Source organism: Streptomyces sp. NPDC040610 (assembly GCF_055594065.1).
The window spans coordinates 393272-416859 of record NZ_JBVIXA010000004.1; the positions used below are offsets into that span (position 1 = coordinate 393272).

General features: G+C 72.3%; 20 protein-coding genes and 2 pseudogenes. 9 read left to right on the forward strand and 13 right to left on the reverse strand.

Going from position 1 to position 23588, the window contains the following annotated elements:
• Positions 1–83 precede the first annotated feature (83 nt).
• From ACZ6AA_RS17600 to ACZ6AA_RS17610, 3 genes and pseudogenes are all read left to right on the forward strand, one after another.
• Positions 84–460 (forward strand): annotated as a pseudogene (locus ACZ6AA_RS17600) (XRE family transcriptional regulator); the annotation flags it as partial.
• A gap of 27 nt (positions 461–487) precedes the next feature.
• Positions 488–748: pseudogene (locus tag ACZ6AA_RS17605) on the forward strand (NUDIX domain-containing protein); the annotation flags it as partial.
• A gap of 198 nt (positions 749–946) precedes the next feature.
• Positions 947–1135 (forward strand): hypothetical protein, encoded by a 189-nt coding sequence (locus tag ACZ6AA_RS17610; protein ID WP_468449820.1) that lies wholly within the window; start codon positions 947–949, stop codon positions 1133–1135.
• Positions 1136–1160: 25 nt separating this feature from the next.
• Here the strand turns inward: ACZ6AA_RS17610 and ACZ6AA_RS17615 are convergent, their stop codons facing one another.
• Complete coding sequence (locus ACZ6AA_RS17615) at positions 1161–2213, reverse strand: LacI family DNA-binding transcriptional regulator (protein ID WP_468480763.1); 1053 nt, start codon at positions 2211–2213, stop codon at positions 1161–1163.
• Between the two features lie 168 nt (positions 2214–2381).
• Between ACZ6AA_RS17615 and ACZ6AA_RS17620 the strand changes: the two genes are divergently transcribed.
• Genes ACZ6AA_RS17620 through ACZ6AA_RS17630 form a run of 3 tightly spaced genes read left to right on the forward strand, consistent with a single transcriptional unit; the run spans position 2382 to position 5508 of the window.
• Positions 2382–3533, forward strand: a complete 1152-nt coding sequence (locus ACZ6AA_RS17620) for a Gfo/Idh/MocA family protein (RefSeq protein ID WP_468449819.1) — start codon at positions 2382–2384, stop codon at positions 3531–3533.
• Positions 3530–4660, forward strand: a complete 1131-nt coding sequence (locus ACZ6AA_RS17625) for a dihydrodipicolinate synthase family protein (RefSeq protein ID WP_471458748.1) — start codon at positions 3530–3532, stop codon at positions 4658–4660. The genes ACZ6AA_RS17620 and ACZ6AA_RS17625 overlap by 4 nt, the downstream gene beginning before the upstream one ends.
• Complete coding sequence (locus tag ACZ6AA_RS17630) at positions 4657–5508, forward strand: sugar phosphate isomerase/epimerase family protein (RefSeq protein ID WP_468449818.1); 852 nt, start codon at positions 4657–4659, stop codon at positions 5506–5508. Before ACZ6AA_RS17625 ends, ACZ6AA_RS17630 begins: the two co-directional genes overlap by 4 nt.
• 21 nt (positions 5509–5529) lie before the next feature.
• On the opposite strand, the gene ACZ6AA_RS17635 is transcribed toward ACZ6AA_RS17630, so the two are convergent.
• On the reverse strand, positions 5530–6135 hold the full coding sequence (locus ACZ6AA_RS17635) for an ArsR/SmtB family transcription factor (protein WP_471458750.1): 606 nt from the start codon (positions 6133–6135) through the stop codon (positions 5530–5532).
• A 152-nt stretch (positions 6136–6287) separates the two neighbouring features.
• Between ACZ6AA_RS17635 and ACZ6AA_RS17640 the strand changes: the two genes are divergently transcribed.
• Complete coding sequence (locus ACZ6AA_RS17640) at positions 6288–6560, forward strand: hypothetical protein (protein WP_471458752.1); 273 nt, start codon at positions 6288–6290, stop codon at positions 6558–6560.
• Between the two features lie 58 nt (positions 6561–6618).
• On the opposite strand, the gene ACZ6AA_RS17645 is transcribed toward ACZ6AA_RS17640, so the two are convergent.
• The 6 genes from ACZ6AA_RS17645 to ACZ6AA_RS17670 form a co-directional block, all read right to left on the reverse strand.
• Positions 6619–7164: a DUF937 domain-containing protein gene (locus ACZ6AA_RS17645; RefSeq protein ID WP_471458754.1), complete on the reverse strand. Its 546-nt coding sequence runs from the start codon at positions 7162–7164 to the stop codon at positions 6619–6621.
• A gap of 216 nt (positions 7165–7380) precedes the next feature.
• Positions 7381–7776: a D-ribose pyranase gene (gene rbsD / locus ACZ6AA_RS17650; protein ID WP_471458756.1), complete on the reverse strand. Its 396-nt coding sequence runs from the start codon at positions 7774–7776 to the stop codon at positions 7381–7383.
• Positions 7773–8681: a ribokinase gene (locus ACZ6AA_RS17655; RefSeq protein ID WP_471458757.1), complete on the reverse strand. Its 909-nt coding sequence runs from the start codon at positions 8679–8681 to the stop codon at positions 7773–7775. The genes rbsD and ACZ6AA_RS17655 overlap by 4 nt, the downstream gene beginning before the upstream one ends.
• Positions 8682–8750: 69 nt before the next feature.
• Positions 8751–10724 carry an ABC transporter permease/substrate-binding protein gene (locus tag ACZ6AA_RS17660; protein WP_471458759.1) on the reverse strand — a complete coding sequence of 658 codons (1974 nt, stop codon included), beginning with the start codon at positions 10722–10724 and terminating at the stop codon, positions 8751–8753.
• Positions 10711–12393: a sugar ABC transporter ATP-binding protein gene (locus ACZ6AA_RS17665; protein WP_471458761.1), complete on the reverse strand. Its 1683-nt coding sequence runs from the start codon at positions 12391–12393 to the stop codon at positions 10711–10713. Before ACZ6AA_RS17665 ends, ACZ6AA_RS17660 begins: the two co-directional genes overlap by 14 nt.
• A complete protein-coding gene (locus ACZ6AA_RS17670; protein WP_468449810.1) occupies positions 12390–13430 on the reverse strand; it encodes a LacI family DNA-binding transcriptional regulator in 1041 nt (346 codons plus the stop codon). The genes ACZ6AA_RS17665 and ACZ6AA_RS17670 overlap by 4 nt, the downstream gene beginning before the upstream one ends.
• Before the next feature lie 340 nt (positions 13431–13770).
• Between ACZ6AA_RS17670 and recD2 the strand changes: the two genes are divergently transcribed.
• Positions 13771–16026: an SF1B family DNA helicase RecD2 gene (gene recD2, locus ACZ6AA_RS17675; RefSeq protein ID WP_471458763.1), complete on the forward strand. Its 2256-nt coding sequence runs from the start codon at positions 13771–13773 to the stop codon at positions 16024–16026.
• Between the two features lie 228 nt (positions 16027–16254).
• Positions 16255–17553, forward strand: a complete 1299-nt coding sequence (locus ACZ6AA_RS17680; protein ID WP_468449809.1) for a citrate synthase — start codon at positions 16255–16257, stop codon at positions 17551–17553.
• Positions 17554–18155: 602 nt separating this feature from the next.
• Here ACZ6AA_RS17680 and ACZ6AA_RS17685 read toward each other — a convergent pair.
• The 5 genes from ACZ6AA_RS17685 to ACZ6AA_RS17705 all read right to left on the reverse strand — a co-directional run bounded on the left by ACZ6AA_RS17685 (position 18156) and on the right by ACZ6AA_RS17705 (position 23566).
• Positions 18156–20420: a heavy metal translocating P-type ATPase gene (locus ACZ6AA_RS17685; protein ID WP_471458765.1), complete on the reverse strand. Its 2265-nt coding sequence runs from the start codon at positions 20418–20420 to the stop codon at positions 18156–18158.
• A gap of 82 nt (positions 20421–20502) precedes the next feature.
• Entirely contained in the window at positions 20503–20748 is a 246-nt protein-coding gene (locus ACZ6AA_RS17690; RefSeq protein ID WP_468449807.1) for a heavy-metal-associated domain-containing protein, read from the reverse strand.
• A gap of 138 nt (positions 20749–20886) precedes the next feature.
• Positions 20887–21087 carry a helix-turn-helix transcriptional regulator gene (locus ACZ6AA_RS17695; RefSeq protein ID WP_030359942.1) on the reverse strand — a complete coding sequence of 67 codons (201 nt, stop codon included), beginning with the start codon at positions 21085–21087 and terminating at the stop codon, positions 20887–20889.
• 371 nt (positions 21088–21458) lie between these two features.
• A complete protein-coding gene (locus tag ACZ6AA_RS17700) occupies positions 21459–22463 on the reverse strand; it encodes a helix-turn-helix domain-containing protein (RefSeq protein ID WP_471458767.1) in 1005 nt (334 codons plus the stop codon).
• Positions 22464–22639: 176 nt separating this feature from the next.
• Complete coding sequence (locus ACZ6AA_RS17705; protein ID WP_468449805.1) at positions 22640–23566, reverse strand: sugar phosphate isomerase/epimerase family protein; 927 nt, start codon at positions 23564–23566, stop codon at positions 22640–22642.
• Between the last annotated feature and the right edge of the window lie 22 nt (positions 23567–23588).

The window sequence follows — 23588 nt, forward strand, 5'->3', positions numbered from 1 at the left end:
GAACCTCGTACGTTTCCCACTTCAGGACGTCCCGAGAGTGCTAGAACGCCCCTGTGGCGGCGAATGAGCGGCTGCGGGCGACCATGCCTGCCGGGGGTTGGACGCATGCGAGCCCGGCGGCCGAAGTCGACATAGATCCCAAGTCGGTTGAGCGGTGGGTGAACCTCGGGCGGGTGCCGTGAGCCCGGAACTGGTCGCCTTGTACGAGCAGCGTGCCGACCTGCCGGTGTCGGTGTTCATCGACCTGCTGTCGGCGGCCCGCGAACAGGTCGACATCCTCGTGTACGCGGCCGTGTTCCTGCACGAGGCGTATCCCAAGCTGAACGACCTGCTTCGGGGCAAGGCCGCCGCAGGTTGCGCGGTGCGCATCTGCCTCGGGGACGCCGACTCCGGGAACGCGACCGCCCGTGGCCGTGAGGAGAGGTACGGGCACGGCATCGAGTCACGGTGCCGTCTGGCAGACGGCCGAACCCGTGGAGGTCGCCTGATGGCACGGACCGAGTACTACGACGACCCCGACGCCCCGGAACCCAACAGCCTGCCCGGCGCGGCCGTCCGTGAGGTCAGGGAGGAGACGGGCCTCGATGTGGAGATCACCGGCCTTGTCGGCACGTACACCGACCCGAAGCACGTCATCGCGTACAGCGACGGGGAGGTGCGGCGGCAGTTCAACGTCTGTTTCCGGGCCCGGCTCGTCGGCGGGACCCCGGCCGTCTCCGACGAGTCGCTGGAGGAGCGCGGGGCGCCGTATCTCGGGTGAAGCCCGCCCGCGGAGGGGGAGCGGTCTCGCCCCGGCACCACTCCTGTTTGAGACTTTTCTCCTTACGCACCTCACTGACCAGCCATGGTCTGGGAAAAGTCCCCAAGGGAACTTCAATGGAATGCTGGAACCCACGAATGGGCGACGGCATCGGCCTCGCCCCGGCTGCGCCTGTGGGAGGCCGTCGTGAAGTTTCTGCTCGAAGTCGAAGTCGACGATGCCGCGTCGGCGGAGGACACCACCCGGGAACTGGGGCGCATCCTCCGCTACTGGGCGGGGAGCCTGCGGTACTACGCCCTGGAGCCGGGGGCCGGTGAGACCGTGCTCGACTCGGCCCACCGGGAGGTCGGGCGGTGGACGATCGCGGGGAGCTGAGGCGGGCCGGGGCGAGGCGGGGGCGTCAGGCCCGGCGGGGCGTTCCCGTGGAGCCGCGCACCATCAGTTCGCCGTGCACCGTCGCGATGCCTCCGGGCGGCTCCTCCTCGCGGCCCATGGCGATCCGCCCGGCCCGCGCCCCCGCCTCGTACAGCGGAAGGCGGACCGTCGTCAGGGCGGGGACCGCGTCGATGCTGAACGGGAGGTCGTCGAAGCCCGCCACCGAGACGTCGCCGGGGATGGAAAGGCCGCGGTCGCGCAGGGCGGCGCAGGCGCCCAGGGCCACCGTGTCGTTGGCGGCGACGACGGCCGTCAACTCGGGGGCGCGGCGCAGGAGTTCGAGGGTGGCATCGTAGCCGGAGCGGCGGTCGTAGGGGCCGTGCAGGGTCAGGCGGGGGTCGTCGGGGACGCCCGCGGCGGCCAGGGCCTCCTGGTGGCCCTCCAGGCGGTGGCGGGTGGTGGTGCGTTCCGTGGGGCCCGCGATGTAGCCGATGCGGCGGTGGCCGAGGCCGATGAGGTGGTCGGTGAGGCGCCGCCCGCCGCCCCGGTTGTCGAAGGTCAGGGCCACCGCGTCCGGCGCCTCGTCGGCGGGCGGCCGCCCGCACAGGACCACCTGCGAGCCCGCCTCGCCGAGCCGCCGCAGCTTCCCGCCGATCGCCGCCGCGTGCGGGGCGTCCTCGATGGCGCCGCCGGTCACCACGACGGCCGCGGCCCGCTGGCGCTGGAGCAGGGTCAGATACGTCAGCTCGCGCTCGGGGGAGCCGCCGGTGTTGCAGACCACCGCCATGCGCTCGCCCCCGGCCCGCCCGCCGGGGCCGGTGATCTCCGACTGGACCGCGCTCGCCATGATCCCGAAGAACGGGTCGGCGATGTCGTTGACGAGGATGCCGACCAGGTCCGAGGTCGCCGCGGCCAGCGAGCTGGCGGGGCCGTTCAGGACGTAGTCCAGGTCGTCCACCGCGCGCAGTACGCGCTCCCGCGTCGCCGCGGCGACGGGGTAGTTGCCGTTCAGTACGCGGGACACGGTGGCGGGGGACACCTGGGCGCGAGCCGCCACGTCCGCCAGGGTCACGGTCATCTGTTGGCCTCCGGTCTTGTACGAACCTTGTCCGGCAGGCTAGCTTCTCCCCAATAGAAAGCGCTTGCTACGCATGGTTCGCCGCACGGGACACAAGAACCCCGCCCCCACCACCGCCCCCGCCCACCGGCCGCGCACCCGGCGCCCCGCGCCTACGGAGGAACTCACGTGACACGCGAGACGGTCCGCATCGCCATGAACGGCGTGACGGGACGCATGGGTCACCGCCAGCACCTGGTCCGCTCGATCCTCGCCCTGCGCGAGCAGGGCGGCCTCGACCTGGGCGACGGCACCCGGCTCTGGCCGGAGCCGGTCCTCGTGGGCCGCAGGGAGCACGCGCTGCGCGAGCTGGCCGAGCGGTACGGCCTCGCCCACTGGTCGACCGACCTCGACGCCGTCCTCGCCGACCCCACGATCGGCGTCTACTTCGACGCGCAGGTCACCTCGGCCCGCGAGGACGCGCTCGGGAAGGCGCTCGCCGCGGGCAAGCACATCTACACCGAGAAGCCCTCCGCCACGTCCTTCGCCGCCGCCCTGGACCTGGCCCGGCGCGCCCGGGACGCCGGCGTCAAGCACGGCGTCGTCCAGGACAAGCTCTTCCTGCCGGGCCTGCGCAAGCTGAAGCGCCTGGTGGACGGCGGCTGCTTCGGGCAGATCCTGTCCGTGCGCGGAGAGTTCGGCTACTGGGTCTTCGAGGGCGACTGGCAGGAGGCGCAGCGCCCGTCCTGGAACTACCGCACGGAGGACGGCGGCGGCATCGTCGTCGACATGTTCCCGCACTGGGAGTACGTCCTGCACGAGCTGTTCGGCCGGGTGCGCTCCGTGCAGGCGCTCGCCGTCACCCATGTGCCGCAGCGCTGGGACGAGCGCGGCAAGCCCTACGACGCGACGGCGGACGACGCCGCGTACGGCATCTTCGAGCTCGACGGGGGCGCCGTCGCACAGATCAACTCGTCCTGGACGGTGCGGGTGCACCGCGACGAGCTGGTGGAGTTCCAGGTCGACGGCACCGAGGGCTCGGCGGTCGCGGGCCTGCGCGGCTGCCGCTTCCAGCACCGCGCGGCCACGCCCAAACCGGTGTGGAACCCCGACCTGCCCGCCGCGCACTCCTTCCGCGACCAGTGGCAGGAGGTCCCCGACAACGAGGAGTTCGACAACGGCTTCAAGGCCCAGTGGGAGCTGTTCCTGCGGCATGTGTACGCCGACGCGCCCTACCGCTGGGACCTGTTCGCGGGCGCGCGGGGCGTGCAGCTGGCGGAGCTGGGGCTGCGGTCGTCGGCGGAGGGGCGCCGGATCGACGTACCGGAGATCGCGCTGTGAACGCGGCGTCCGTGCCCTCCGTGCCCTCCGTGCCCTCCTCGCCCCCCTCGTCCCCGTTGCGCTCCCGCACCGTCTTCGCCGCCGCCCATGTCGTCGCCGACCCGCGCGCCGACGTGTCCCCGGACGGACCCGCCGCCGTCGACTGGGACGCCACCCTCGCCTTCCGCCGCCACCTGTGGGCGCACGGCCTGGGCGTCGCCGAGGCCATGGACACCGCGCAGCGCGGCATGGGCCTGGACTGGGCGGGCGCGGCCGAGCTGATCCGGCGCTCGGCCGCGGAGGCCGCCGCGGTCGGCGGCCGGATCGCGTGCGGCGTCGGCACGGACCAGCTGACCTCGCCCGCGACGACCCTCACCGACGTACGGCACGCGTACGAGGAGCAGTTGGCGCTGGTGGAGGGGGTGGGCGCGCGGGCGATCCTGATGGCGTCGCGGGCCCTGGCGGCGACGGCGGAGGGCCCGGACGACTACCTGACGACGTACGCCGACCTGCTCCGGCAGGCCACCGCCCCGGTGATCCTGCACTGGCTCGGCCCGATGTTCGACCCGGCACTCACGGGCTACTGGGGCTCGGCCGACCTGGACGCGGCCACGGACACGTTCCTGGAGGTGATCGCCGCCCACCCCGGCAAGGTGGACGGCGTGAAGATCTCGCTCCTGGACGCCGACCGCGAGGTCGCCCTGCGCCGCCGCCTCCCGGACGGGGTGCGCTGCTACACGGGCGACGACTTCCACTACCCCGACCTGATCGCGGGCGACGACCGCGGCCACAGCGACGCGCTCCTCGGTGTCTTCGACCCGCTGGCACCGGTGGCGGCCCGAGCGGTACGCGCCCTGGACGCGGACGACCCCAAGGCCTTCCGCGAACTCCTCGATCCCACCGTCGAGTTGGCCCGCCACCTCTTCGAGCCGCCGACCCGCTTCTACAAGACGGGCGTCGTCCTCCTGGCCTGGCTGGCGGGCCACCAGGACCACTTCACGATGGTCGGCGGCCTCCAGTCGGCCCGCTCCCTGCCGCACCTCGCCAGGGCGTACGAACTCGCCGCCGCCCTCTCCCTGTTCCCCGACCCGGACCTGGCCGCGTACCGCATGCGCGTGCTCCAGGAGATCCACGGAGTCACCCCATGACACCACCCCCGCCCCGCGCCCCGGCCGACTTCAGCATCAACCAGATGACGGTGAAGCAGCTCTCCCTGCCCGAACTGGTCACTGCCTGCGCCGACTTGGGCGTCCGGGGTGTCGGCCTGTGGCGCGAGCCGGTCCAGGAGTACGGGGTGGAGGCGGCCGCGAAGCTGGTGCGGGGCGCCGGTCTGACCGTCACCACGCTCTGCCGGGGCGGCTTCCTCACGGCCCGCGACCCCGCCGAACGGGCCCGCGCCCTGGCCGACAACCGCGCCGCCATCGACGAGGCCGCGACCCTCGGCACCGACACCCTGGTCCTCGTCTCCGGCGGCCTCCCCGCCGGTGACCGGGACCGCGACCTGCCCGCCGCCCGCGAACGCGTCGCCGACGCCCTCGCCGAACTCGCCCCCTACGCCGCCGCCCGCGCCGTCCGCCTCGCCATCGAACCCCTCCACCCGATGTACGCCGCCGACCGCTGCGTGGTCTCCACCCTCACCCAGGCCCTCGACCTGGCCGAACGCTTCCCCGCCGACCAGGTCGGCGTCTGCGCCGACACGTACCACATCTGGTGGGACGACCAGGCCCCCACCGCCCTCACCCACGCCACCACCACGGGCCGCCTGCACGCCTTCCAGCTCGCCGACTGGACCACCCCGTTGCCCCACGGCGCCCTCACCGGCCGCGGCCAACTCGGCGACGGCACCATCGACTTCCACCACTGGCGCCACCTCGTCGAGTCCTCCGGCTACAGCGGCCCGACGGAGGTCGAACTGTTCAACGACGGCTTGTGGGCGGGGGACGGGCGGGAGGTGCTGGGGGAGACGGTGCGGAGGTATCTGGAGCACGTCTGCTGAGCCTGCCCGCCTGCCCGCCCGTCAGGCGCCGTCGTCAGGCGCGGTCGGCAGGGTGGGCCGGGGACCTTCGTCGGGCACGACCACCAGGCGTACGGCCATCTGTCGTGAGTCGGGCGGGTGGTCGCCGGGCTCGGTCCGGTATTTGCGCAGCAGCGCCAGGTACTCCTCGGTGAACGTGGCGACCTGTTCCTTCGTCATCCGCAGTCCGGAGCGTTGGATCTGGTTCCAGCCCGCGGAGGCGTCGTACCCGGCGTACGCGCTCACGACCAGGTTCAGGTCCTGCGTCATCTTGAGCGCGCCGACCTTGACGGCGGCCTCGCGCTCGTCGGCCGTCAACTCCAGGCCCGGGGGCGTGAAGATGTCCGTCATCAGCGACCTCCACCAGCGTTCCCGGCCGGTGGACCGCTCCTCGATCTCGGCGATCAGCTTCAGGTCGGCGAGCTTGCGCAGGTGGTAGCTGGTGGTGCCGGTGCTCTCGCCGAGGGCCTTGGCGACGCTGGTGGAGTTCGCTTCGCCGTGCTCGCCCAGGTAGCTCAGGATGTCGCGGCGCACCGGGTTGGACAGCGCTTTGTAGAAGGCTTTGAGGTCCGGGCCGGTGAGGACTCTCTTCTCGGGGCGCTCGACCATGCCGACCAGGGTACTGCAGAGAGTCTCTGCAGTTGTTGCAGAGATTGTTTGCAGAATGTCTCTGCAATGGCTACGTTGGTTCAAGGGGCGCCAACGGGCGCCGGAACGCTCGGGGGTCGAGATGCGAAAGAACCGGGGCGGGGTGGCCGACCATGGCTGAATCGCTGGATGCCCAGGTGCGGGACGAGATCGACGACCAGGTCGCGGAGGCGTTCGACGCCTACCTCGCCGACAGGCTGGCCGAACCGGGGCCGCTGCGCACGGCACTGGAGCTGAGGCGCAGCACCGGGCTGGTGCTCGGCACGGTCGGACTGGGCGCGCTCGCCACGGCGCTGGCGCCCGACGGAAGCACCGTCGTCTGCTGGATCTGGGGTGCGATCGCGGTGCTGAATCTCGCCTGGCTGCGGACCGCACGCCGCTGTTGACGGGCTCGGGGCGCGGTGCTCGCGGGTGCGGTGCTCGTGGGCGCGGCGCCGCGTACGGCTACTTCTTGCCGCTCCCCAGGATGTCCCCCAGCAGATCCGCGAGCCCGCCCCCGCTCTCGCCGCCGCCCTGACCGGCGGTGGGCGCCGCACCCGGCGCGGCGCCGGAGGATCCGGTCGGCCGCGTCTTCTGGGCGCGCTTCGTGAGTACCGCGAGGACCACCGGGATCAGGAGTTCCACCGCGCGCGTCACCGTCGCCACGGGGAGACCCGTCTTCTTCGCGACCGCGTTCGCCACCGGGCGGCTCAGCTTGCCGAGCACGCCCGCCATGATGCCGCCGCCGAGCAGCCCGCCGAGGCCGCCGCCCAGAGTGGCCACGCCCTGGAGCGGGGCCTCCTCCGTGAAGGCCTGGCGCACCTCGGCCGCCTCCGCCGGGTCGGCCGTCTGCGCCTTGTCCTGCAGGGTGCCCGAGAGCGTCGAGACCGTCTGGCCCACGACGGCCTGCGCGCCGGCCGGGTCCGTGCCGAGCACGTCGGCGATCTCCTGGAGCCTGTCGTCGCCCAGCTCGGTCAGTACGTCCTGCTCGAATGAGGTGTCGTCGCCCATGGGCGAAACGCTACGTCCGTGGTGGTTTGTCGGCACGCCGAAATCTTCCGGGGGAACTTGGCGACGGCGTGCAACCCTTCCGCCACCACGCGTGTCGTACTGGGTGTCAGAAGCTCTGGAGGGGGGATCCGGGGGGATCCGCAGAGCCGCTGGCAAGGGGAGGGAAACCGAGGGGGCCCAGTCGACGGACCGGGCCCCCTCGAAACGTTCCCGGGCTCAGAAGAAGACCCCGCACGTCAGCAACGCGTTCGCGTACGGACTCGCCTCGCCCGTCCGCACCACGAGCCGCGCCCCCGCCGACAGCCCCTTCAACTCCTCGTGCGGCACCAACCCCAGCGCCGCCCCCGGAAACCGCCGCTCCAACAACGCCGCCGCCCCCGGATTCGCCTCCCGCACCTCCCGCGCCGCCACCGCGCCCTCCACCACGAGCTCCGCGAGCAGCCCGTCCAGGACCTGCGCGAACGACGGCACCCCGGCGACGAACGCCAGATCCACCACCCGCGGCCCCGCCGGAATCGGCATCCCCGCGTCACACACCAGGACCCGGTCGCCATGACCCAGCTCGGCCAGCGCGCCCGACAGATGGCGGTTGAGTATCCCGGCCTTCCTCACAGCGCCGCCACCTCGGCACCCGACGGATACGACACCTGCGCCCCCGCCCGCGTCACCGCGAGCGCCCCCACCTTCGCCGCGTACCGCGCCGCCGACTCCAGGTCCTCGCCCGCGCCGAGCCGCCACGCCAACGCCGCCGTGAACGCGTCCCCGGCACCCGTCGTGTCCACGGCATCCACCTTCACCGACGGCACCCGCGCCATCCCCTCGGGACCCGCCACCAGCGCGCCGTCGCCGCCGAGCGTCACCACCACCGACCTCGGGCCGAGCGCCAGCAACCCCCGCGCCCAGTCCTCCGGCGCCTCGGGGACGTCCGCCCCGGCGCCCCGCAGGATCACCCGCGCCTCGTGCTCGTTCACCACGAGGGGATCGCAGGCCGCCAGGACCTCGGTCGGCAGCGGGGCGGGCGGTGACGGGTTCAGGACCAGACGCGTGCCCTCCGGCAGCGCGCGTACCACCTCCGCGACCGTGTCGAGGGGGATCTCCAGCTGCACCGACACCACCCGCGCCGCCTGGAAGAGGCTCCCGGCCGCCCGTACGTCCTCGGGTGTCAGGCGCGAGTTCGCGCCCGGCGCCACCACGATGCTGTTGTCGCCCGACGGATCCACCGTGATCAGCGCGACCCCGGTCGGCGCGCCGCCCACCAGGACGCCCACCGTGTCCACGCCCGCCGACCGCTGCGAGTCGAGCAGCAGCCGCCCGTACGCGTCGTCGCCGACCCGCGCCAGGAGCGCCGTCCGCGCGCCCAGCCTGCCCGCCGCCACCGCCTGGTTCGCGCCCTTGCCGCCCGGATGGACGGCCAGGTCCGAGCCGAGCACCGTCTCGCCGGCCCCCGGCCGCCGCTCGACTGCGGTCACCAGGTCGGCGTTGGCCGAGCCCACGACCAGCAGGTCGTAGTCATGCATCGTGGTTCTGCCTTTCACTGTTCCCCGTCGTTCCCCGTGCCGGGACCGTCCCCGTGCGCGTACGACGCCTCACTTGAACCGTGCCACGTTCTTCTCCGTGACCACCTTCACCGGCACCTTCACCACGGAGTCGACCTTCTTGTCGTCCGCCGCGCGGATCGCGTTGCGCACCGCGATCCGGCCCAGCTCCGCGGGCTGCTGCGCCACCGACGCGTACAACGTCCCCGCCTCGACCGCCTTCAGGCCGTCGGGCGTGCCGTCGAAGCCGACCACCGACACCGACTTGCCCGCCTTGTCGCCGAGGGCCTTGACCGCGCCGAGCGCCATCTCGTCGTTCTCCGCGAAGACGCCGTCGACGCCCGGGTTGCCCTGGAGCAGGTTCGTCATGACGTCCAGGCCCTTGGTGCGGTCGAAGTCCGCGGGCTGCTTGGCGACGACCTTGATGCCGGGGAACGCCTTGATGCCCTCGGCGAAGCCCTGGCCGCGCTCCCGGCTCGCGGACGTGCCCGCCGTGCCCTGGAGGACGACGACCTCGCCCTTGCCGCCGAGCTTGTCGGCGAGGGCCTTCGCGGCCTGCCTGCCGCCCGCGACGTTGTCGGAGGCCACGAGGGTGGCCACGTCCGCCTTGTTCACGCCCCGGTCGGCGGCGACGACGGGGATGTCCGCCTTGTTCGCGGCGCGCGCGGCTGGGCCGACGGCGTCGGAGTCGACCGGGTTGACGATGACGGCCTTCATGCTCTCGCTGGTGAAGTTCTGGAGCTGGTTGGCCTGTTGGGACGCGTCGTTCTGCGCGTCCGTGACCGTCAGGTCGACGCCCGCCTTCTTGGCCTCCGCCTGCGCGCCCTCCTTCATCTGTACGAAGAAGGGGTTGTTGAGGGTGGAGAGGGACAGGCCGATCTTCGTGGACGTACCGGACGAGCCGGAGTGGAAGACGGACACCGCGGCGATGACGGCCGCCGCGACCACGGCGGCGAGCGTGTACTTGAGGGCTTGCGGTCCCTTGCCGCCGGACCCGGACGACGTACTGCCGACGGCACCGCCGCCGCCCGAGCCCGCCCCGGCCTTCCTGCGCAGCGTGTCCAGGAGCACCGCCAGGGCGATCACGACGCCGATGACGACCTGCTGCCAGAACGCCGACACGGAAAGGAGGTTGAGGCCGTTGCGGAGCACCGCGAGGATCAGCGCGCCGATCAGCGTCCCGGACGCCTTGCCGACACCGCCCGCGAGGCTCGCGCCGCCGATGACGACCGCGGCGATCGCGTCCAGCTCGTAGCCCTGCGCGGCCTGCGGCTGCGCGGACACCAGGCGGGAGGCGAGCACGATGCCCGCGACGGCCGCGAACAGGCCCGAGAGCGCGTAGATGATGATCTTCTGGCGCTTCACCCGCAGGCCCGAGAGGCGCGCGGCCTCCTCGTTGCCGCCGATCGCGTACATGGAGCGGCCGATGTACGTACGCGTCAGGATCAGCGCCGTGATCAGGCCCATCGCCACCATCACGATGACCGGCACCGGCAGCCAGCCGCCCAGCGTGTCGCCGACCTTGGAGACCGACTCAGGGAAGGCGATGGGGGAGCCCTGCGAGATCACCAGGGACAGGCCGCGGCCGATCGACAGCATCGCGAGCGTCGCGATGAACGGCGGGAGTTTCCCGTACGAGACGAGCACGCCGTTGACCAGACCGCAGGCGATGCCCGTGGCGACCGCGAGGAGCACCGCGATCCAGACCGGCACGCCCTCCTTCGTCGCCGACCAGGCGAGGACCGTCGCGGACAGCGCCGCCACCGAGCCGACCGACAGGTCGATGCCCGCGGCGACGATGACGAAGGTGACGCCGAACGCGAGGATCGCCGTCACGGCCGCCTGCACACCGACGTTGAGGAGGTTCTGCGTGGTCAGGAAGTCGCCGGAGAGCAGCGACATCGCGACCACCAGGACCACGAGGGCGCTGAGCGCGCCGTTGTCGAGCAGGACGCGGCGCAGGTCGAGGCCGCCGCCCGCGCCGCCGGTGCCCGTCTTGTCCGGACGGGTGTCAGTGGTTGCCACGGGAGTCCTCCTTCGCGTCCCCGGCAGGGGCGTCGTCGCCCGCGCGGGTGTTGTCGTTGTCCACAGGGGCGCCGGTGTCCACAGAAGCGCCGGCGTCCACAGGCGAGGCGGTGTCCACCGGCGCCGTCGAGGCCCCCGTGCTGACGGCGAGCGCCATCACCGCGTCCTGCGTCGCCTCGGCCGCGCCGAGTTCGCCCGCGATGCGGCCCTGCGCCATGACCAGGACCCGGTCGCTCATCCCGAGGACCTCCGGCAGATCGCTGGAGATCATCAGGACGGCGTGCCCGGCGGCCGTGAGTTCGTTGATGAGCTGGTAGATCTCGACCTTCGCGCCGACGTCGATGCCGCGCGTCGGCTCGTCGAGGATGAGCACCTTCGCCTGGGCGAGGAGCCACTTGCCGATGACGACCTTCTGCTGGTTGCCGCCGGAGAGGGTGCGCACGTGCTGGTGAAGTCCCGCCATCCGTACGCCCAGTTGGCCCGCGATCCGCTCGGCGGCGGCCCGCTGCCCGGCCCGGTCGACCAGGCCCGCGCGGGTCGCCGCCCGCAGCGTCACCAGGCCGAGGTTCTCCTCCACGGACGCGTCGAGCACGAGCCCCTGGCCCTTGCGGTCCTCCGGCACGAGCCCGACCCCGGCGGTCATCGCCGCGTACACGTCGTGCCGGGGCAGCGCACGGCCCGCGACCTCCACCGTGCCCGCGTCGTACGGATCCGCGCCGAAGACGGCCCGCGCCACCTCCGTGCGCCCCGCTCCGACCAGGCCCGCCACACCGACGACCTCACCGGCACGCACCTCGAAGCCGACGTCGTGGAAGACCCCGCCGCGCGTGAGCCCGCGGACCCGCAGCAACGGCGCGTCCCCGTCGGCCTGTTGGCCCTTCCCGGTCCGCTCGCGCGGATACTGCTGCTCGATGGACCGGCCCACCATGAGTCGTACGAGTTCGTCCTCGGGCGTCGACGCGGGCACCTGGCCCACGCTGCGGCCGTCCCGCAGCACGCTCACACGGTCGCCGAGCGCGGCGATCTCCTCCAGGTGGTGGGTGATGAAGACGACGCCGACGCCGTCGGCGCGCAGCCCCCGCACGATGGTGAAGAGCTTCTCCACCTCCTCGGAGGTGAGCACGGCCGTCGGCTCGTCCATGACGAGCACGCGCGCGTGCAGGCTGAGCGCCTTGGCGATCTCCACCATCTGGAGCCGGGCGATGCCCAGTTCGCGGCAGCGGGCGCGCGGCGACACGTCGACGCCCACGCGCGCGAGGAGCTCGGCGGCGTCGGCCTCCATCTTCTTGCGGTCGATGAGGCCGAAGCGGCGGGGCTGCCGGCCCAGGAAGATGTTCTCGGCGACCGTGAGGTCGGGGACGAGGTTGAACTCCTGGTAGATGGTGGCGATCCCGAGGCGCTCGGCGTCCTGCGCGCCGTGGATGCGCACCTCGTCGCCGCCGACGAGGATCCGGCCCGCGTCGGGCTGGTTGGCGCCGGAGAACATCTTGATGAGCGTGCTCTTGCCCGCCCCGTTCTCGCCGAGGAGTACGTGCACCTCCCCGCCGCGCAGGTCGAAGTCCACGCCGTCCAGGGCGACGACGCCGGGGAAGGCCTTGCGGATGCCCTCGACGCGCAGCAGTTCCGGTGCGTCCTGCACGGCGTCGCGCACCGGTGCGGGGCCAGTCATGCGTCACTCCTTCGGGTCGTGCCGGACGTGCCGGTTGTGGGGGCCTCGCCGCACGAACCGCGTACGACAAGACGGGCGGGCAGCGTCACGGACTCCGGCGCCCGGCCCTCGATCAGGTCGGTGAGCGCCCGCACGGCGGCCCGGCCCAGCTCGCCCGTGGGCTGGGCGATCGCCGTGATCGGCGGATCGGTGTGCACGAACCAGGGGATGTCGTCGAACGCGGCGAGCGCGATGTCGTGCGGAATCCGCAGGCCGCGCGCGCGGATCGCGTCGAGCGCGCCGAGCGCCATCAAGTTGTCGGCGGCGAAGACGACTTCGGGCGGCTCGGGCAGCTCCAGGAACCGCTCGGTGGCGCGCCGCCCGCTCGCGGCCTGGAAGTCGCCCTGGCCGATGTACTCCTGCGGCAGTTCGAGCCCGTACGCGGCCAGCGCGTCCCGGAAGGCCGCCACGCGCTCGCTGCCGGTGGTCGTGGCCGCCGGGCCCGCGATGATGGCGAGCCTGCGGTGGCCGAGCCCGTGCAGATGCGCGACCAGGTCGCGCACGGCGGAGCTGCCGTCGGCCCGCACGACGGGCACGTCGAGGCCCGGGATCCAGCGGTCGACGAAGACCATCGGGGTGCCCGCGCGGGCGGCGTCCAGGACCAGCGGGGAGCCGCCGTCGGCGGGGGAGACGAGGAGGCCGTCGATGCGGCGGTCCAGGAGCGTGCGGATGTGGTGGTCCTGCAGCTCGGGCCGCTCGTCGGCGTTGCCGAAGATGATGCTGTAGCCGAGCGCGCGGGCCTCCTCCTCGACGGAGCGGGCCAGTTCGGTGAAGTACGGGTTGAGCACGTCGCTGATGACCAGGCCGAGCGTGCGCGTCTGGTCCGTCCTGAGGGACCGCGCGAGCGTGTTGGGCCGGTAGCCGAGCGCGTCCACCGCGGCGAGCACACGCTCCCGGGCGGCCGGACTCACGGACGCGTGCGCGTTCAGGACACGCGAGACCGTGGCCACGGAGACGCCCGCGCGGGCCGCGACGTCTTTGATGCCGACGCTTGCCACTGCCGATGCCACCTCCTCGTGGAATCGATTACACGAGGGATTGGAAACGATTACACGAGGGTCTGGCAACCCCCTGTCCAGTGGCTGAAACTCGATCGTGACTTTCGCTGGCGGGGGCGCCTCGACCAGCGGGCGCCCGCCAGGCCGACCTGAGCCCCGTCAGGGGCGCGGGGAACTGCCCGACCGGCCACAGCAAAGCCGCAGCCGCATCTGCCGGGATCTCGGCAGACGCGTCTGCGGCTTCTCGCGCGCTGAGCGCGCAGTTCCCCGCGCCCCCTACGGGCCCGGTTCCCCGCGCCCCTGACGGGGCGCTGTCAGTGGGCGACGGTAGCTTCGGGGCATGCCCAGTGCCGCACAGCCGAACAGCGCCGGCGTCCCCGCGCCCCGGATGGCCGTTGTCGAGGGCGTCCTGGAGCGGGTGACGTACGCCAACGAGGAGAACGGGTACACGGTCGCGCGGGTGGACACCGGCCGGGGCGGCGGCGATCTGCTGACCGTGGTCGGCGCGCTGCTCGGCGCGCAGGTCGGCGAGTCGCTGCGGATGGAGGGGCGTTGGGGCTCCCACCCGCAGTACGGCAAGCAGTTCACCGTCGAGAACTACACGACGGTCCTGCCGGCCACGATCCAGGGCATCCGGCGCTATCTCGGCTCCGGCCTCATCAAGGGCATCGGCCCGGTGATGGCCGACCGCATCACCACGCACTTCGGCGTGGACACCCTCGACGTCATCGAGAGCGAGCCCAAGCGCCTCATCGAGGTCCCCGGCCTCGGCCCCAAGCGCACGAAGAAGATCGCCGCCGCGTGGGAGGAGCAGAAGGCGATCAAGGAGGTGATGGTCTTCCTCCAGGGCGTCGGCGTCTCCACGTCCATCGCCGTGCGGATCTACAAGAAGTACGAGGACGCCTCCATCTCGATCGTGCGGAATCAGCCCTACCGCCTCGCCGCCGACGTGTGGGGCATCGGCTTCCTCACCGCCGACCGCATCGCCCAGTCCGTCGGCATCCCGCACGACAGCCCGGAGCGCGTCAAGGCCGGTCTCCAGTACGCCCTTTCGCAATCCACCGACCAGGGCAACTGCTTCCTGCCCGAGGAGCGCCTGATCGCCGACGCGGTCAAGCTCCTCCAGGTCGACACGGGTCTCGTCATCGACTGCCTGGCCGAGCTGGCCAAAGATCCCGAAGGGGTGGTCCGCGAAGCCGTTCCCGGCCCGGACGGCGGGGACGACGTCACGGCCGTCTATCTGATCCCCTTCCACCGCGCCGAGCTGTCCCTCGCGGGCCAGGTCCTGCGGCTGCTGCGGGCGCCGGAGGACCGGATGCCGGGCTTCGGGGACGTCGCCTGGGACAAGGCGCTCGGCTGGCTCAAGGGGCGCACGGGGGCCGACCTCGCGCCCGAGCAGGAGGAGGCCGTCAAGCTCGCCCTGACCAGCAAGGTCGCCGTCCTCACCGGCGGGCCGGGCTGCGGCAAGTCCTTCACGGTCCGCTCGATCGTGGAGCTGGCCCGGGCGAAGAGGGCGAAGGTGCTGCTCGCCGCGCCCACGGGCCGCGCCGCCAAGCGCCTGGCCGAGCTGACCGGCGCCGAGGCGTCCACGGTCCACCGCCTCCTGGAGCTGAAGCCGGGCGGCGACGCCGCGTACGACAAGGACCGGCCCCTGGACGCCGACCTGGTGGTCGTCGACGAGGCCTCCATGCTCGACCTGCTCCTCGCCAACAAGCTGGTGAAGGCCGTCCCGCCGGGCGCCCATCTGCTCTTCGTGGGCGATGTCGACCAGCTGCCCAGCGTCGGCGCGGGCGAGGTCCTGCGGGACCTGCTCAGCGAGGAGGGGCCGGTCCCCGCGGTCCGCCTCACCCGGGTCTTCCGCCAGGCCCAGCAGTCCGGAGTGGTCACCAACGCCCACCGCATCAACGCCGGGCAACCGCCCCTGACCCAGGGCCTGAACGACTTCTTCCTGTTCGTCGAGGACGACACCGAGGAGGCCGGGCGGCTCACCGTCGACGTGGCCGCCCGCCGCCTGCCCGCCAAGTTCGGCCTCGACCCGCGCCGGGACGTGCAGGTGCTCGCCCCCATGCACCGGGGCCCGGCGGGCGCGGGTCACCTGAACGGCCTGCTCCAGCAGGCCATCACCCCCGGCCGCCCCGACCTGCCGGAGAAGCGCTTCGGCGGCCGCGTCTTCCGTGTCGGCGACAAGGTCACGCAGATCCGCAACAACTACGAGAAGGGCGCGAACGGCGTCTTCAACGGCACGGTGGGCGTGGTCACCGCCCTGGACGCCGACGAGCAGCGCCTCACGGTCAAGACGGACGAGGACGAGGAGGTCGGGTACGACTTCGACGAACTCGACGAACTCGCCCACGCCTACGCGGTGACGATCCACCGCTCACAGGGAAGTGAGTACCCGGCGGTGGTGATCCCGGTCACCACCGGCGCCTGGATGATGCTCCAGCGGAATCTGCTCTACACGGCCGTGACGCGGGCCAGGAAACTGGTCGTCCTGGTCGGTTCGCGCAAGGCTCTGGGGCAGGCGGTCCGCACGGTCTCCGCGGGCCGCAGATGGACGGCCCTGGATCATCGGCTCGCGGTTCGGCGCGGCGGTTGAGGGTAGGCGTCAACGCACTGCCGACCTTTGATCGATCAAACGAGTCGGAAACGTCACACAGCACTTTCGGAACTGGGGCGAAGGGGGCAGGATGAGCAGGTTGGCGGCACTGAGTGCCGCCAATAGGCCCAATGGTCGACCCCGAGTGCACTCTCCAGGGCCAAATGGGGGATGGTAGAGACAGTCAGGGCACCTCGAAGAAGAGGCACAACGTCGGTGAGGGATGACGTGAGCGAGAACGCTAACAAGGCTGTAGTACTGCGGTACGGCGATGGCGAGTACACCTACCCGGTGATCGAGTCCACTGTCGGCGACAAGGGCTTCGATATCGGCAAGCTCCGCGCCCAGACCGGTCTGGTGACCCTGGACAGCGGTTATGGCAACACGGCCGCCTATAAATCCGCCATCACGTACCTCGACGGCGAGCAGGGCATCCTGCGCTACCGCGGCTACCCGATCGAGCAGCTCGCGGAGCGCTCCACCTTCACCGAGGTGGCGTACCTGCTGATCAACGGTGAGCTGCCGAAGGTCGACGAGCTCGCGACCTTCAAGAACGAGATCACCCAGCACACCCTGCTGCACGAGGACGTCAAGCGCTTCTACGACGGCTTCCCGCGCGACGCGCACCCGATGGCGATGCTGTCCTCCGTGGTCAGCGCGCTGTCGACGTTCTACCAGGACAGCCACAACCCGTTCGACGAGAAGCAGCGTCACCTCTCGACGATCCGGCTGCTCGCCAAGCTTCCGACGATCGCGGCGTACGCGTACAAGAAGTCGGTCGGCCACCCGGTGGTCTACCCGCGCAACGACCTCGGCTACGTCGAGAACTTCCTGCGCATGACCTTCTCGGTGCCCGCCGCCGAGTACGACCTGGACCCGGTCGTCGTCGCCGCGCTCGACAAGCTCCTGATCCTGCACGCGGACCACGAGCAGAACTGTTCGACCTCCACGGTCCGGCTGGTCGGCTCCTCGCAGGCCAACATGTTCGCGTCGATCTCCGCGGGCATCTCCGCCCTCTGGGGTCCGCTGCACGGCGGCGCCAACCAGTCGGTCCTGGAGATGCTGGAGGGCATCCAGGCCTCCGGCGGCGACGTCGACACCTTCATCCGCAAGGTGAAGAACAAGGAAGACGGCGTGAAGCTCATGGGCTTCGGGCACCGCGTCTACAAGAACTTCGACCCCCGGGCGAAGATCATCAAGGCGGCGGCGCACGACGTCCTCTCGGCGCTCGGCAAGTCCGACGAGCTGCTCGACATCGCGCTCAAGCTGGAGGAGCACGCGCTGGCCGACGACTACTTCGTCGAGCGCAAGCTCTACCCCAACGTGGACTTCTACACCGGCCTGATCTACCGGGCCATGGGCTTCCCGACCGAGATGTTCACGGTGCTCTTCGCTCTGGGACGGCTGCCTGGCTGGATCGCCCAGTGGCACGAGATGATCAAGGAGCCCGGCTCGCGTATCGGGCGCCCCCGCCAGATCTACACCGGCGAGGTCATCCGGGACTTCGTCCCGGTCGAGTCTCGTTGACCTAGGCCCGTCGGGCCGACCTGAGCCCCGTAAGGGGCGCGGGGAACTGCGCGCTCAGCGCGCGAAAAGCCGCAGACGCGCCTGCCGAGATCCCGGCAGGCGCGTCTGCGGCTTTTGTTGTGGCTGGTCGCGCAGTTCCCCGCGCCCCTTACGGGGCGAAGCTCGGCGTCACCGCGCCCTACTGGTCAAGGCGCCCACGCCATGAAAAACGCCCCGCCGTCGATCCCCCCACGGGTCGACGGTCGGGGCGCTTTCCTGTGCCCCGGTGCGGATTCCCCCCACGGGATCCGGCCGGGAGTTTGTGTGGTCTGCGTTCTGCCGGGACGCGTACGAGATCGGGAGGGCCGCTCAAAGCTCCCCGGTGCACGTGCCCCGGCCAACACATCCGGGACATCCCCCAAGATGTCCCCCGACGCCCGATGGATCCCCCAAGATCCCTCTGGTGTCGCCCTCTTAGACTCGCGAACCCCCCTGATGGTTACGTTGCGATCGCTGTGATCTACGTCTCTTGCATATGCCATCGAACGGACGCAAGGGGGCCCATATGCGGATATCTCGCCTGAGGTGAGAGTCCCGCGAAGACAGTGTGAAGGATCGCGAGGCTATGTGAAAGACCGCAAGCGGAGGCTGTTGGTGACGACGAACACGGAGGAGAACGCCATGGCCGCTCCGGCGATCATCGGGTTGAGCAGTCCGGCCGCCGCGAGGGGCAGCGCGGCGACGTTGTAACCGAAGGCCCAGCAGAGGTTGCCCTTGATGGTGGCGAGGGTGCGGCGGGCGAGCCGGATCGCGTCGGCGGCCACCCGCAAGTCGCCCCGGACGAGGGTGAGGTCGCCCGCCTCGATGGCCGCGTCGGTGCCCGTGCCCATGGCGAGCCCCAGGTCGGCCGTCGCCAGGGCCGCCGCGTCGTTCACGCCGTCGCCGACCATGGCCACGACCCGCCCCTCGTCCTGGAGGCGGCGCACCACGTCGGCCTTGTCCTCGGGCAGCACCTCGGCGTGCACGGCGTCGGGGGCGATGCCGACGGCCGCCGCGACCGCCTCGGCCACGGACCGGTTGTCGCCGGTCAGGAGGACCGGTTCGAGGCCGAGTTCGCGCAGTCGGCGTACGGCCTCGGGGCTGGTGTCCTTGACCGTGTCGGCGACCGCGAGCAGCCCGCGGGCCACCCCGTCCACGGCGACGAGGACGGCGGTGCGGCCCGCGGCCTCGGCCCGCTCCCGGGCGGCGGTCAGCCCGGCCAGGCCGGTCACACCCGCATCGGTGAGCAGCCGTTCGCGCCCGGCCAGCACCTCGTGTCCGTCGACCGTGCCGCGCACACCGGACCCGGGGGCGTTCTCGAAGCGCGTCGGCACCGGCAGCGCGCCCGCGTCGAGGCCGAGCCGCTGGGCGGCGCCCGCCGCGACGGCGCGCGCGACCGGGTGCTCGGAGGCGTGCTCCAGGGCGCCCGCGAGCCGCAGCAGTTCCTTCTCGTCGGCGCCCTCGGCCGCGTACACGTCCTGGAGGGCCATGCGGCCCGTCGTCACCGTGCCGGTCTTGTCGAGGACGATCGTGTCGACGCGGCGCGTGGACTCAAGGACCTCGGGGCCCTTGATGAGGATGCCGAGCTGGGCGCCGCGGCCGGTGCCGACGAGCAGGGCGGTGGGCGTGGCGAGGCCGAGCGCGCACGGGCAGGCGATGATCAGTACGGCGACGGCGGCCGTGAACGCCGCGGCCGCGCCCACGCCGTTGCCCAGCCAGAAGCCGAGCGTGGCCACGGCGAGCGCGATGACGACGGGGACGAACACGGCGGCGACCCGGTCGGCCAGGCGCTGCACCTCGGCCTTGCCGCTCTGCGCGTCCTCGACGAGCCGGGCCATGCGGGCCAGTTGGGTGTCGGCGCCGACGCGGGTGGCCGCGACGACCAGGCGCCCGCCCGCGTTCACGGTCGCGCCGGTCACCGCGTCCCCGACCGTGACGTCGGCGGGCACGGACTCGCCGGTCAGCATCGACACGTCGACGGCGGACGCGCCCTCGACGACGGTGCCGTCGGTGGCGACGGTCTCGCCGGGCCGGACGACGAAGCGGTCCCCGACGGCGAGCCGCCCCACCGGGATCCGCGTCTCCGTGCCGTCGGCGCCGAGCACGGACACGTCCTTGGCGCCGAGTTCGAGCAGGGCCCGCAGGGCCGCGCCCGCCTTCCGCTTGGAGCGGGCCTCCAGATAGCGGCCGAGCAGGATGAACGTGACGACGCCCGCGGCCACTTCGAGGTAGAGCGCCGAGGAGCTGTCGCCGCGCGCGATCGTGAACTCGAAGCCGTGCCGCATGCCCGGCTCGCCCGCCGTGCCGAGGAACAGCGCCCACACCGACCAGCCGAACGCGGCGAGTGTGCCGAGGGACACCAGGGTGTCCATGGTCGCAGCGCCGTGCCGGGCGTTGGTGAGTGCCGCCTTGTGGAAGGGCAGCCCGCCCCATGCGACGACCGGCGCGGCGAGCGTCAGGGACAGCCACTGCCAGTACTCGAACTGGAGCGAGGGCACCATCGCGAGCACCACGACGGGCAGCGCGAGGGCCGCGGAGACGAGCAGGCGCTGCAGGAGCCGGTCGGCCTCGGTGAGGTCGGTGGTGACGGGCCGGTCGGCGCCGTCGTCGTCCGGCCCGGCGTCCGGCGGGGGCGGCACGATCTCGCGCGCCGAATAGCCGAGCTTCTCGACGGTGGCGAGGAGTTGGCCGACCTCGACCCCGTCCGCGTAGGCGACCTTGGCCTTCTCGGTGGCGAGGTTGACCGACGCGGTCACGCCCTCGATCCGGTTCAGCTTCTTCTCGATGCGGGCCGAGCAGGAGGCGCAGGTCATTCCGCCGATGGCGAGTTCGACCTCGGAGGTGTTCATGGCGGCTCTTTCGGGGAAAGGCGCCGGGCCCCGCGGCCGTGGGTGGCGTGCCGCGGGGCCCGGGGGAGGGGCGGGGCGGCGGTCAGGCCTTGCCGACGAGCTCGTAGCCGGCCTCGTCGACGGCGGCGCGGACCGCCTCCTCGTCCAGCGCGGCGGCGGAGACGACGGTCACCTTGCCGCTGGCGGCCTCGGCCTTGACCGAGTGGACGCCCGCCAGCTCGCCGATCTCCTCGGCCACGGCGCCCTCGCAGTGGCCGCACGTCATGCCCGTCACGGCGAACACCGTGGTGACGGATTCGGTCTGCGAGGTCTGGGCGTTGGCGGTCATGTCGTTCTCCTCGGTGAAAGGTGTGGACGTGTCGGACGTCTGCGCACGCGTGGGGTCCCGTTGGTTCCAGGGAACCCCTGACGTGCTTCACACTATACCCCTAGGGGGTACTCATCCAAGAGGGGTGCCGGGCTCGTCTCAGCCGTCCCTGCGGGTGCGGTTGCCCGGCCGGGACGCGACCCAGGCGCGGATGGTGTCGGCGTACCAGTAGGGCTTGCCGCCCTCGACGTGGTCGGGCTCGGGCAGCAGACCGTGCTTGCGGTAGGAGCGCACGGTGTCGGGCTGGACCCGGATGTGCGCCGCGATGTCCTTGTACGACCAGAGCCTTCGGTCGGTCATGGGTGGCTCCTCCCTGCGCGCGCCCAGGGGCGGCCGGAACGGCCGACGGGGGAGCTGGGCGCGGCACTGGCGATCACTCAGCCTGTGCCCCGTGAACGACGCAGAGTGACCGCGCGGGGGCGTCTGTCGACTGGCTGTGACGCAAGACCCGCGTACACGAGACATGTGTGACGAGAAAGGGGCGTTTGTGACGGAAGTGTCGCCCGCGAAGGGCGCGGGCGCGGGGCGTGTCCGGGGCGCGTGATTACCCGTGGTGGCCCCGGGTGCCGGTGTGCCGGTGCCCTTGTCTCGGTGTGTCGGTCGATGTGCCGGTGCCCCTGCCTCGGCGCGCTGGTGCCCCCGGCCGAGGCGTTCCCCCGGTCGGCCGGTCCTCAGCGGCGGCGTCCCGCGGTCTTCGCGAACACCGCCCGCTGCCCCGGTGTGCCGGGCGCGAGGACCAGGCTCGTCTGCTCGCCCGCGAGCCGCTCGGCGGACGGCGGCCCGCTGTGCGCCGGGAGCGGGGCGGCCCCGGCGAGCGCGAACCGGCGCGGGGTGCAGCCCGTCATCGCCTTGAACTCGCCGCTGAGGTGCGCCTGGTCGTAGAAGCCGCAGAGCGCCGCCGTCTCCGCCTGGCCGTGGCCCGCGGCGAGCAGTCGGCGGGCGTGCTGGAGGCGCAGGATCCGGCCCGCCGCCTTCGGGCCGACGCCGATCTGTTCGCGGAACCGGTTCTCCAACTGCCGCACGCTCCAGCCGACCTCCTCCGCGATCCGGGCCACGGACGCCCGGCCGCGGCTTCGCACCAGCTCCTCCCAGGCCCGCACGATCCGCGCCGAGCACGGCGGCCCGTCCTCGGACCAGCGGGCGAGGACGTCGTCGAGGAGGCCGAAGCGGTCGCTCCAGCGGGGCAGCGCGCCGAGCGCCGACGCGAGGTCCCCGACCCCCTCCCACCGGCCCCGCCCGGGCCGGACGCCGAGCACGTCCGGGTCCAGGGCGCGCTCGGCCAGCTCGTGCTGCTCCGTGGCGAGGAGCGTGAACGCGGCCCACGGCGTGAGCAGCACCTCGACGCCCGCGAGCCGTCCGTCGTGCTCGCCGAGCACCGGCCGCGTGGTGAGCCCGGAGACCACCGAGACCAGGGACACCGGCGGGCGCGCGGAGCCCGTGAGGCCCCTGATGCGCAGCTGGTCACCGAAGCCGAACATCAAGGTGACGGCGCCGATGGGGACTTCGAGCCGCCGCCGGGGCGCGCCGAGGGCGAGCCGGAAGCCGCGGTAGCTGATGACGCCGGGGCGCAGCCGCGGGTGCGGCCGGGCCAGGGCGACCTCCCAGAGGCCGTCCGGGCCGTGCAGGGAGCGCACCGTGGTGCGTGTGCGTGCGTCGTGCCAGCGGCCCGCGTTCATCCGGCCTCCCGCTCGTCGTCGGCCCGGCCTCGCCCGTCGTGGGACAAGGGTGCCGTACGCGGGCGTGCCGCGCCCCGTAAGGGGCGCGGGACTGTGCCGACATGCGGCCTCCGCCGCGTGGGCGCGACCAGCCCCCAGCGACCCGCAGGGGCATCACCACACAGCCGGCGAAGCGCTCAGGCTCCGCAGGAGCGCAGGAACGACCGGGTCCGGCGGGCGATCGGCAGGGGCTTTTCCGGCTCGCACGGGTACATGTCCTGCTCGACGATGGCGAACAGGTCGACGTCGAGCTTCTGGGCGGCTTCGAGGACGGGGCCGAGGGCGGGCACCCCGGTCGGCGGCTCGCACATCACGCCGCGCGCGACCGCGGGCCCGAACGGCATGTCCTGCGCGCGCACTTCGGCGAGCACGGCCGGGTCGACCTGCTTCAGGTGCAGATAGCCGAGGCGCTCGCCGTACGTCTCGATGAGCTTGACGCTGTCGCCGCCGCAGTAGGCGTAGTGCCCGGTGTCCAGGCACAGCGAGACCAGGTCGGGGTCCGTGCCGTCCAGGAAGCGGGTGACGTTCTCCTCGGTGTCGATGTGGGTGTCGGCGTGCGGGTGGACGACGATGTCGAGGCCGTGGCGCTCGCGCACCTCGCGGCCCAGGCGCTCGGTCTGGGTGGTGAGCTGCCGCCACTGCTCGGGGGTGAGGGTGGAGTCCTCCAGGACCTCGCCGGTCTTGTCGTCCCGCCAGAAGGACGGGATGACGACCAGGTGGCGCGCGCCCATCGCCCGGGTCAGTTCCGCGATGGCGGAGACGTGCTCCCAGGTCTTGTCCCAGACGTCCGGGCCGTGGTGCAGGCCCGTGAAGACCGTCCCCGCGGACACCTTGAGGCCCCGGCGGTCCGTCTCGGCGGTCAGCCGCGCCGGGTCGGTCGGCAGATAGCCGTACGGGCCCAGCTCGATCCACTCGTAACCGGAGTCGGCGACCTCGTCCAGGAAGCGCGTCCAGGGGACCTGCTGGGGATCCTCGGGGAACCACACGCCCCAGGAGTCGGGGGCCGAGCCGACGCGGATGCGGGACAAAGCCGACGATGGGGTCAAGGAGGTCTGGGTCGCCATGGGCGTCAGCCTCCACGGCGGC

Excerpts from the sequence above, each read along its gene's own strand:
- ACZ6AA_RS17615 (WP_468480763.1), bottom strand. The coding sequence starts at position 2,213 with ATGACCGTGACCCTGGCGGACGTGGCGGCTCGCGCCCAGGTGTCCCCC.
- ACZ6AA_RS17630 (WP_468449818.1), top strand. The coding sequence starts at position 4,657 with ATGACACCACCCCCGCCCCGCGCCCCGGCCGACTTCAGCATCAACCAG.
- ACZ6AA_RS17635 (WP_471458750.1), bottom strand. The coding sequence starts at position 6,135 with ATGGTCGAGCGCCCCGAGAAGAGAGTCCTCACCGGCCCGGACCTCAAA.
- ACZ6AA_RS17640 (WP_471458752.1), top strand. The coding sequence starts at position 6,288 with ATGGCTGAATCGCTGGATGCCCAGGTGCGGGACGAGATCGACGACCAG.
- ACZ6AA_RS17645 (WP_471458754.1), bottom strand. The coding sequence starts at position 7,164 with ATGGGCGACGACACCTCATTCGAGCAGGACGTACTGACCGAGCTGGGC.
- ACZ6AA_RS17655 (WP_471458757.1), bottom strand. The coding sequence starts at position 8,681 with ATGCATGACTACGACCTGCTGGTCGTGGGCTCGGCCAACGCCGACCTG.
- ACZ6AA_RS17665 (WP_471458761.1), bottom strand. The coding sequence starts at position 12,393 with ATGACTGGCCCCGCACCGGTGCGCGACGCCGTGCAGGACGCACCGGAA.
- recD2 (WP_471458763.1), top strand. The coding sequence starts at position 13,771 with ATGCCCAGTGCCGCACAGCCGAACAGCGCCGGCGTCCCCGCGCCCCGG.
- ACZ6AA_RS17685 (WP_471458765.1), bottom strand. The coding sequence starts at position 20,420 with ATGAACACCTCCGAGGTCGAACTCGCCATCGGCGGAATGACCTGCGCC.
- ACZ6AA_RS17690 (WP_468449807.1), bottom strand. The coding sequence starts at position 20,748 with ATGACCGCCAACGCCCAGACCTCGCAGACCGAATCCGTCACCACGGTG.
- ACZ6AA_RS17695 (WP_030359942.1), bottom strand. The coding sequence starts at position 21,087 with ATGACCGACCGAAGGCTCTGGTCGTACAAGGACATCGCGGCGCACATC.
- ACZ6AA_RS17700 (WP_471458767.1), bottom strand. The coding sequence starts at position 22,463 with ATGAACGCGGGCCGCTGGCACGACGCACGCACACGCACCACGGTGCGC.
- ACZ6AA_RS17705 (WP_468449805.1), bottom strand. The coding sequence starts at position 23,566 with ATGGCGACCCAGACCTCCTTGACCCCATCGTCGGCTTTGTCCCGCATC.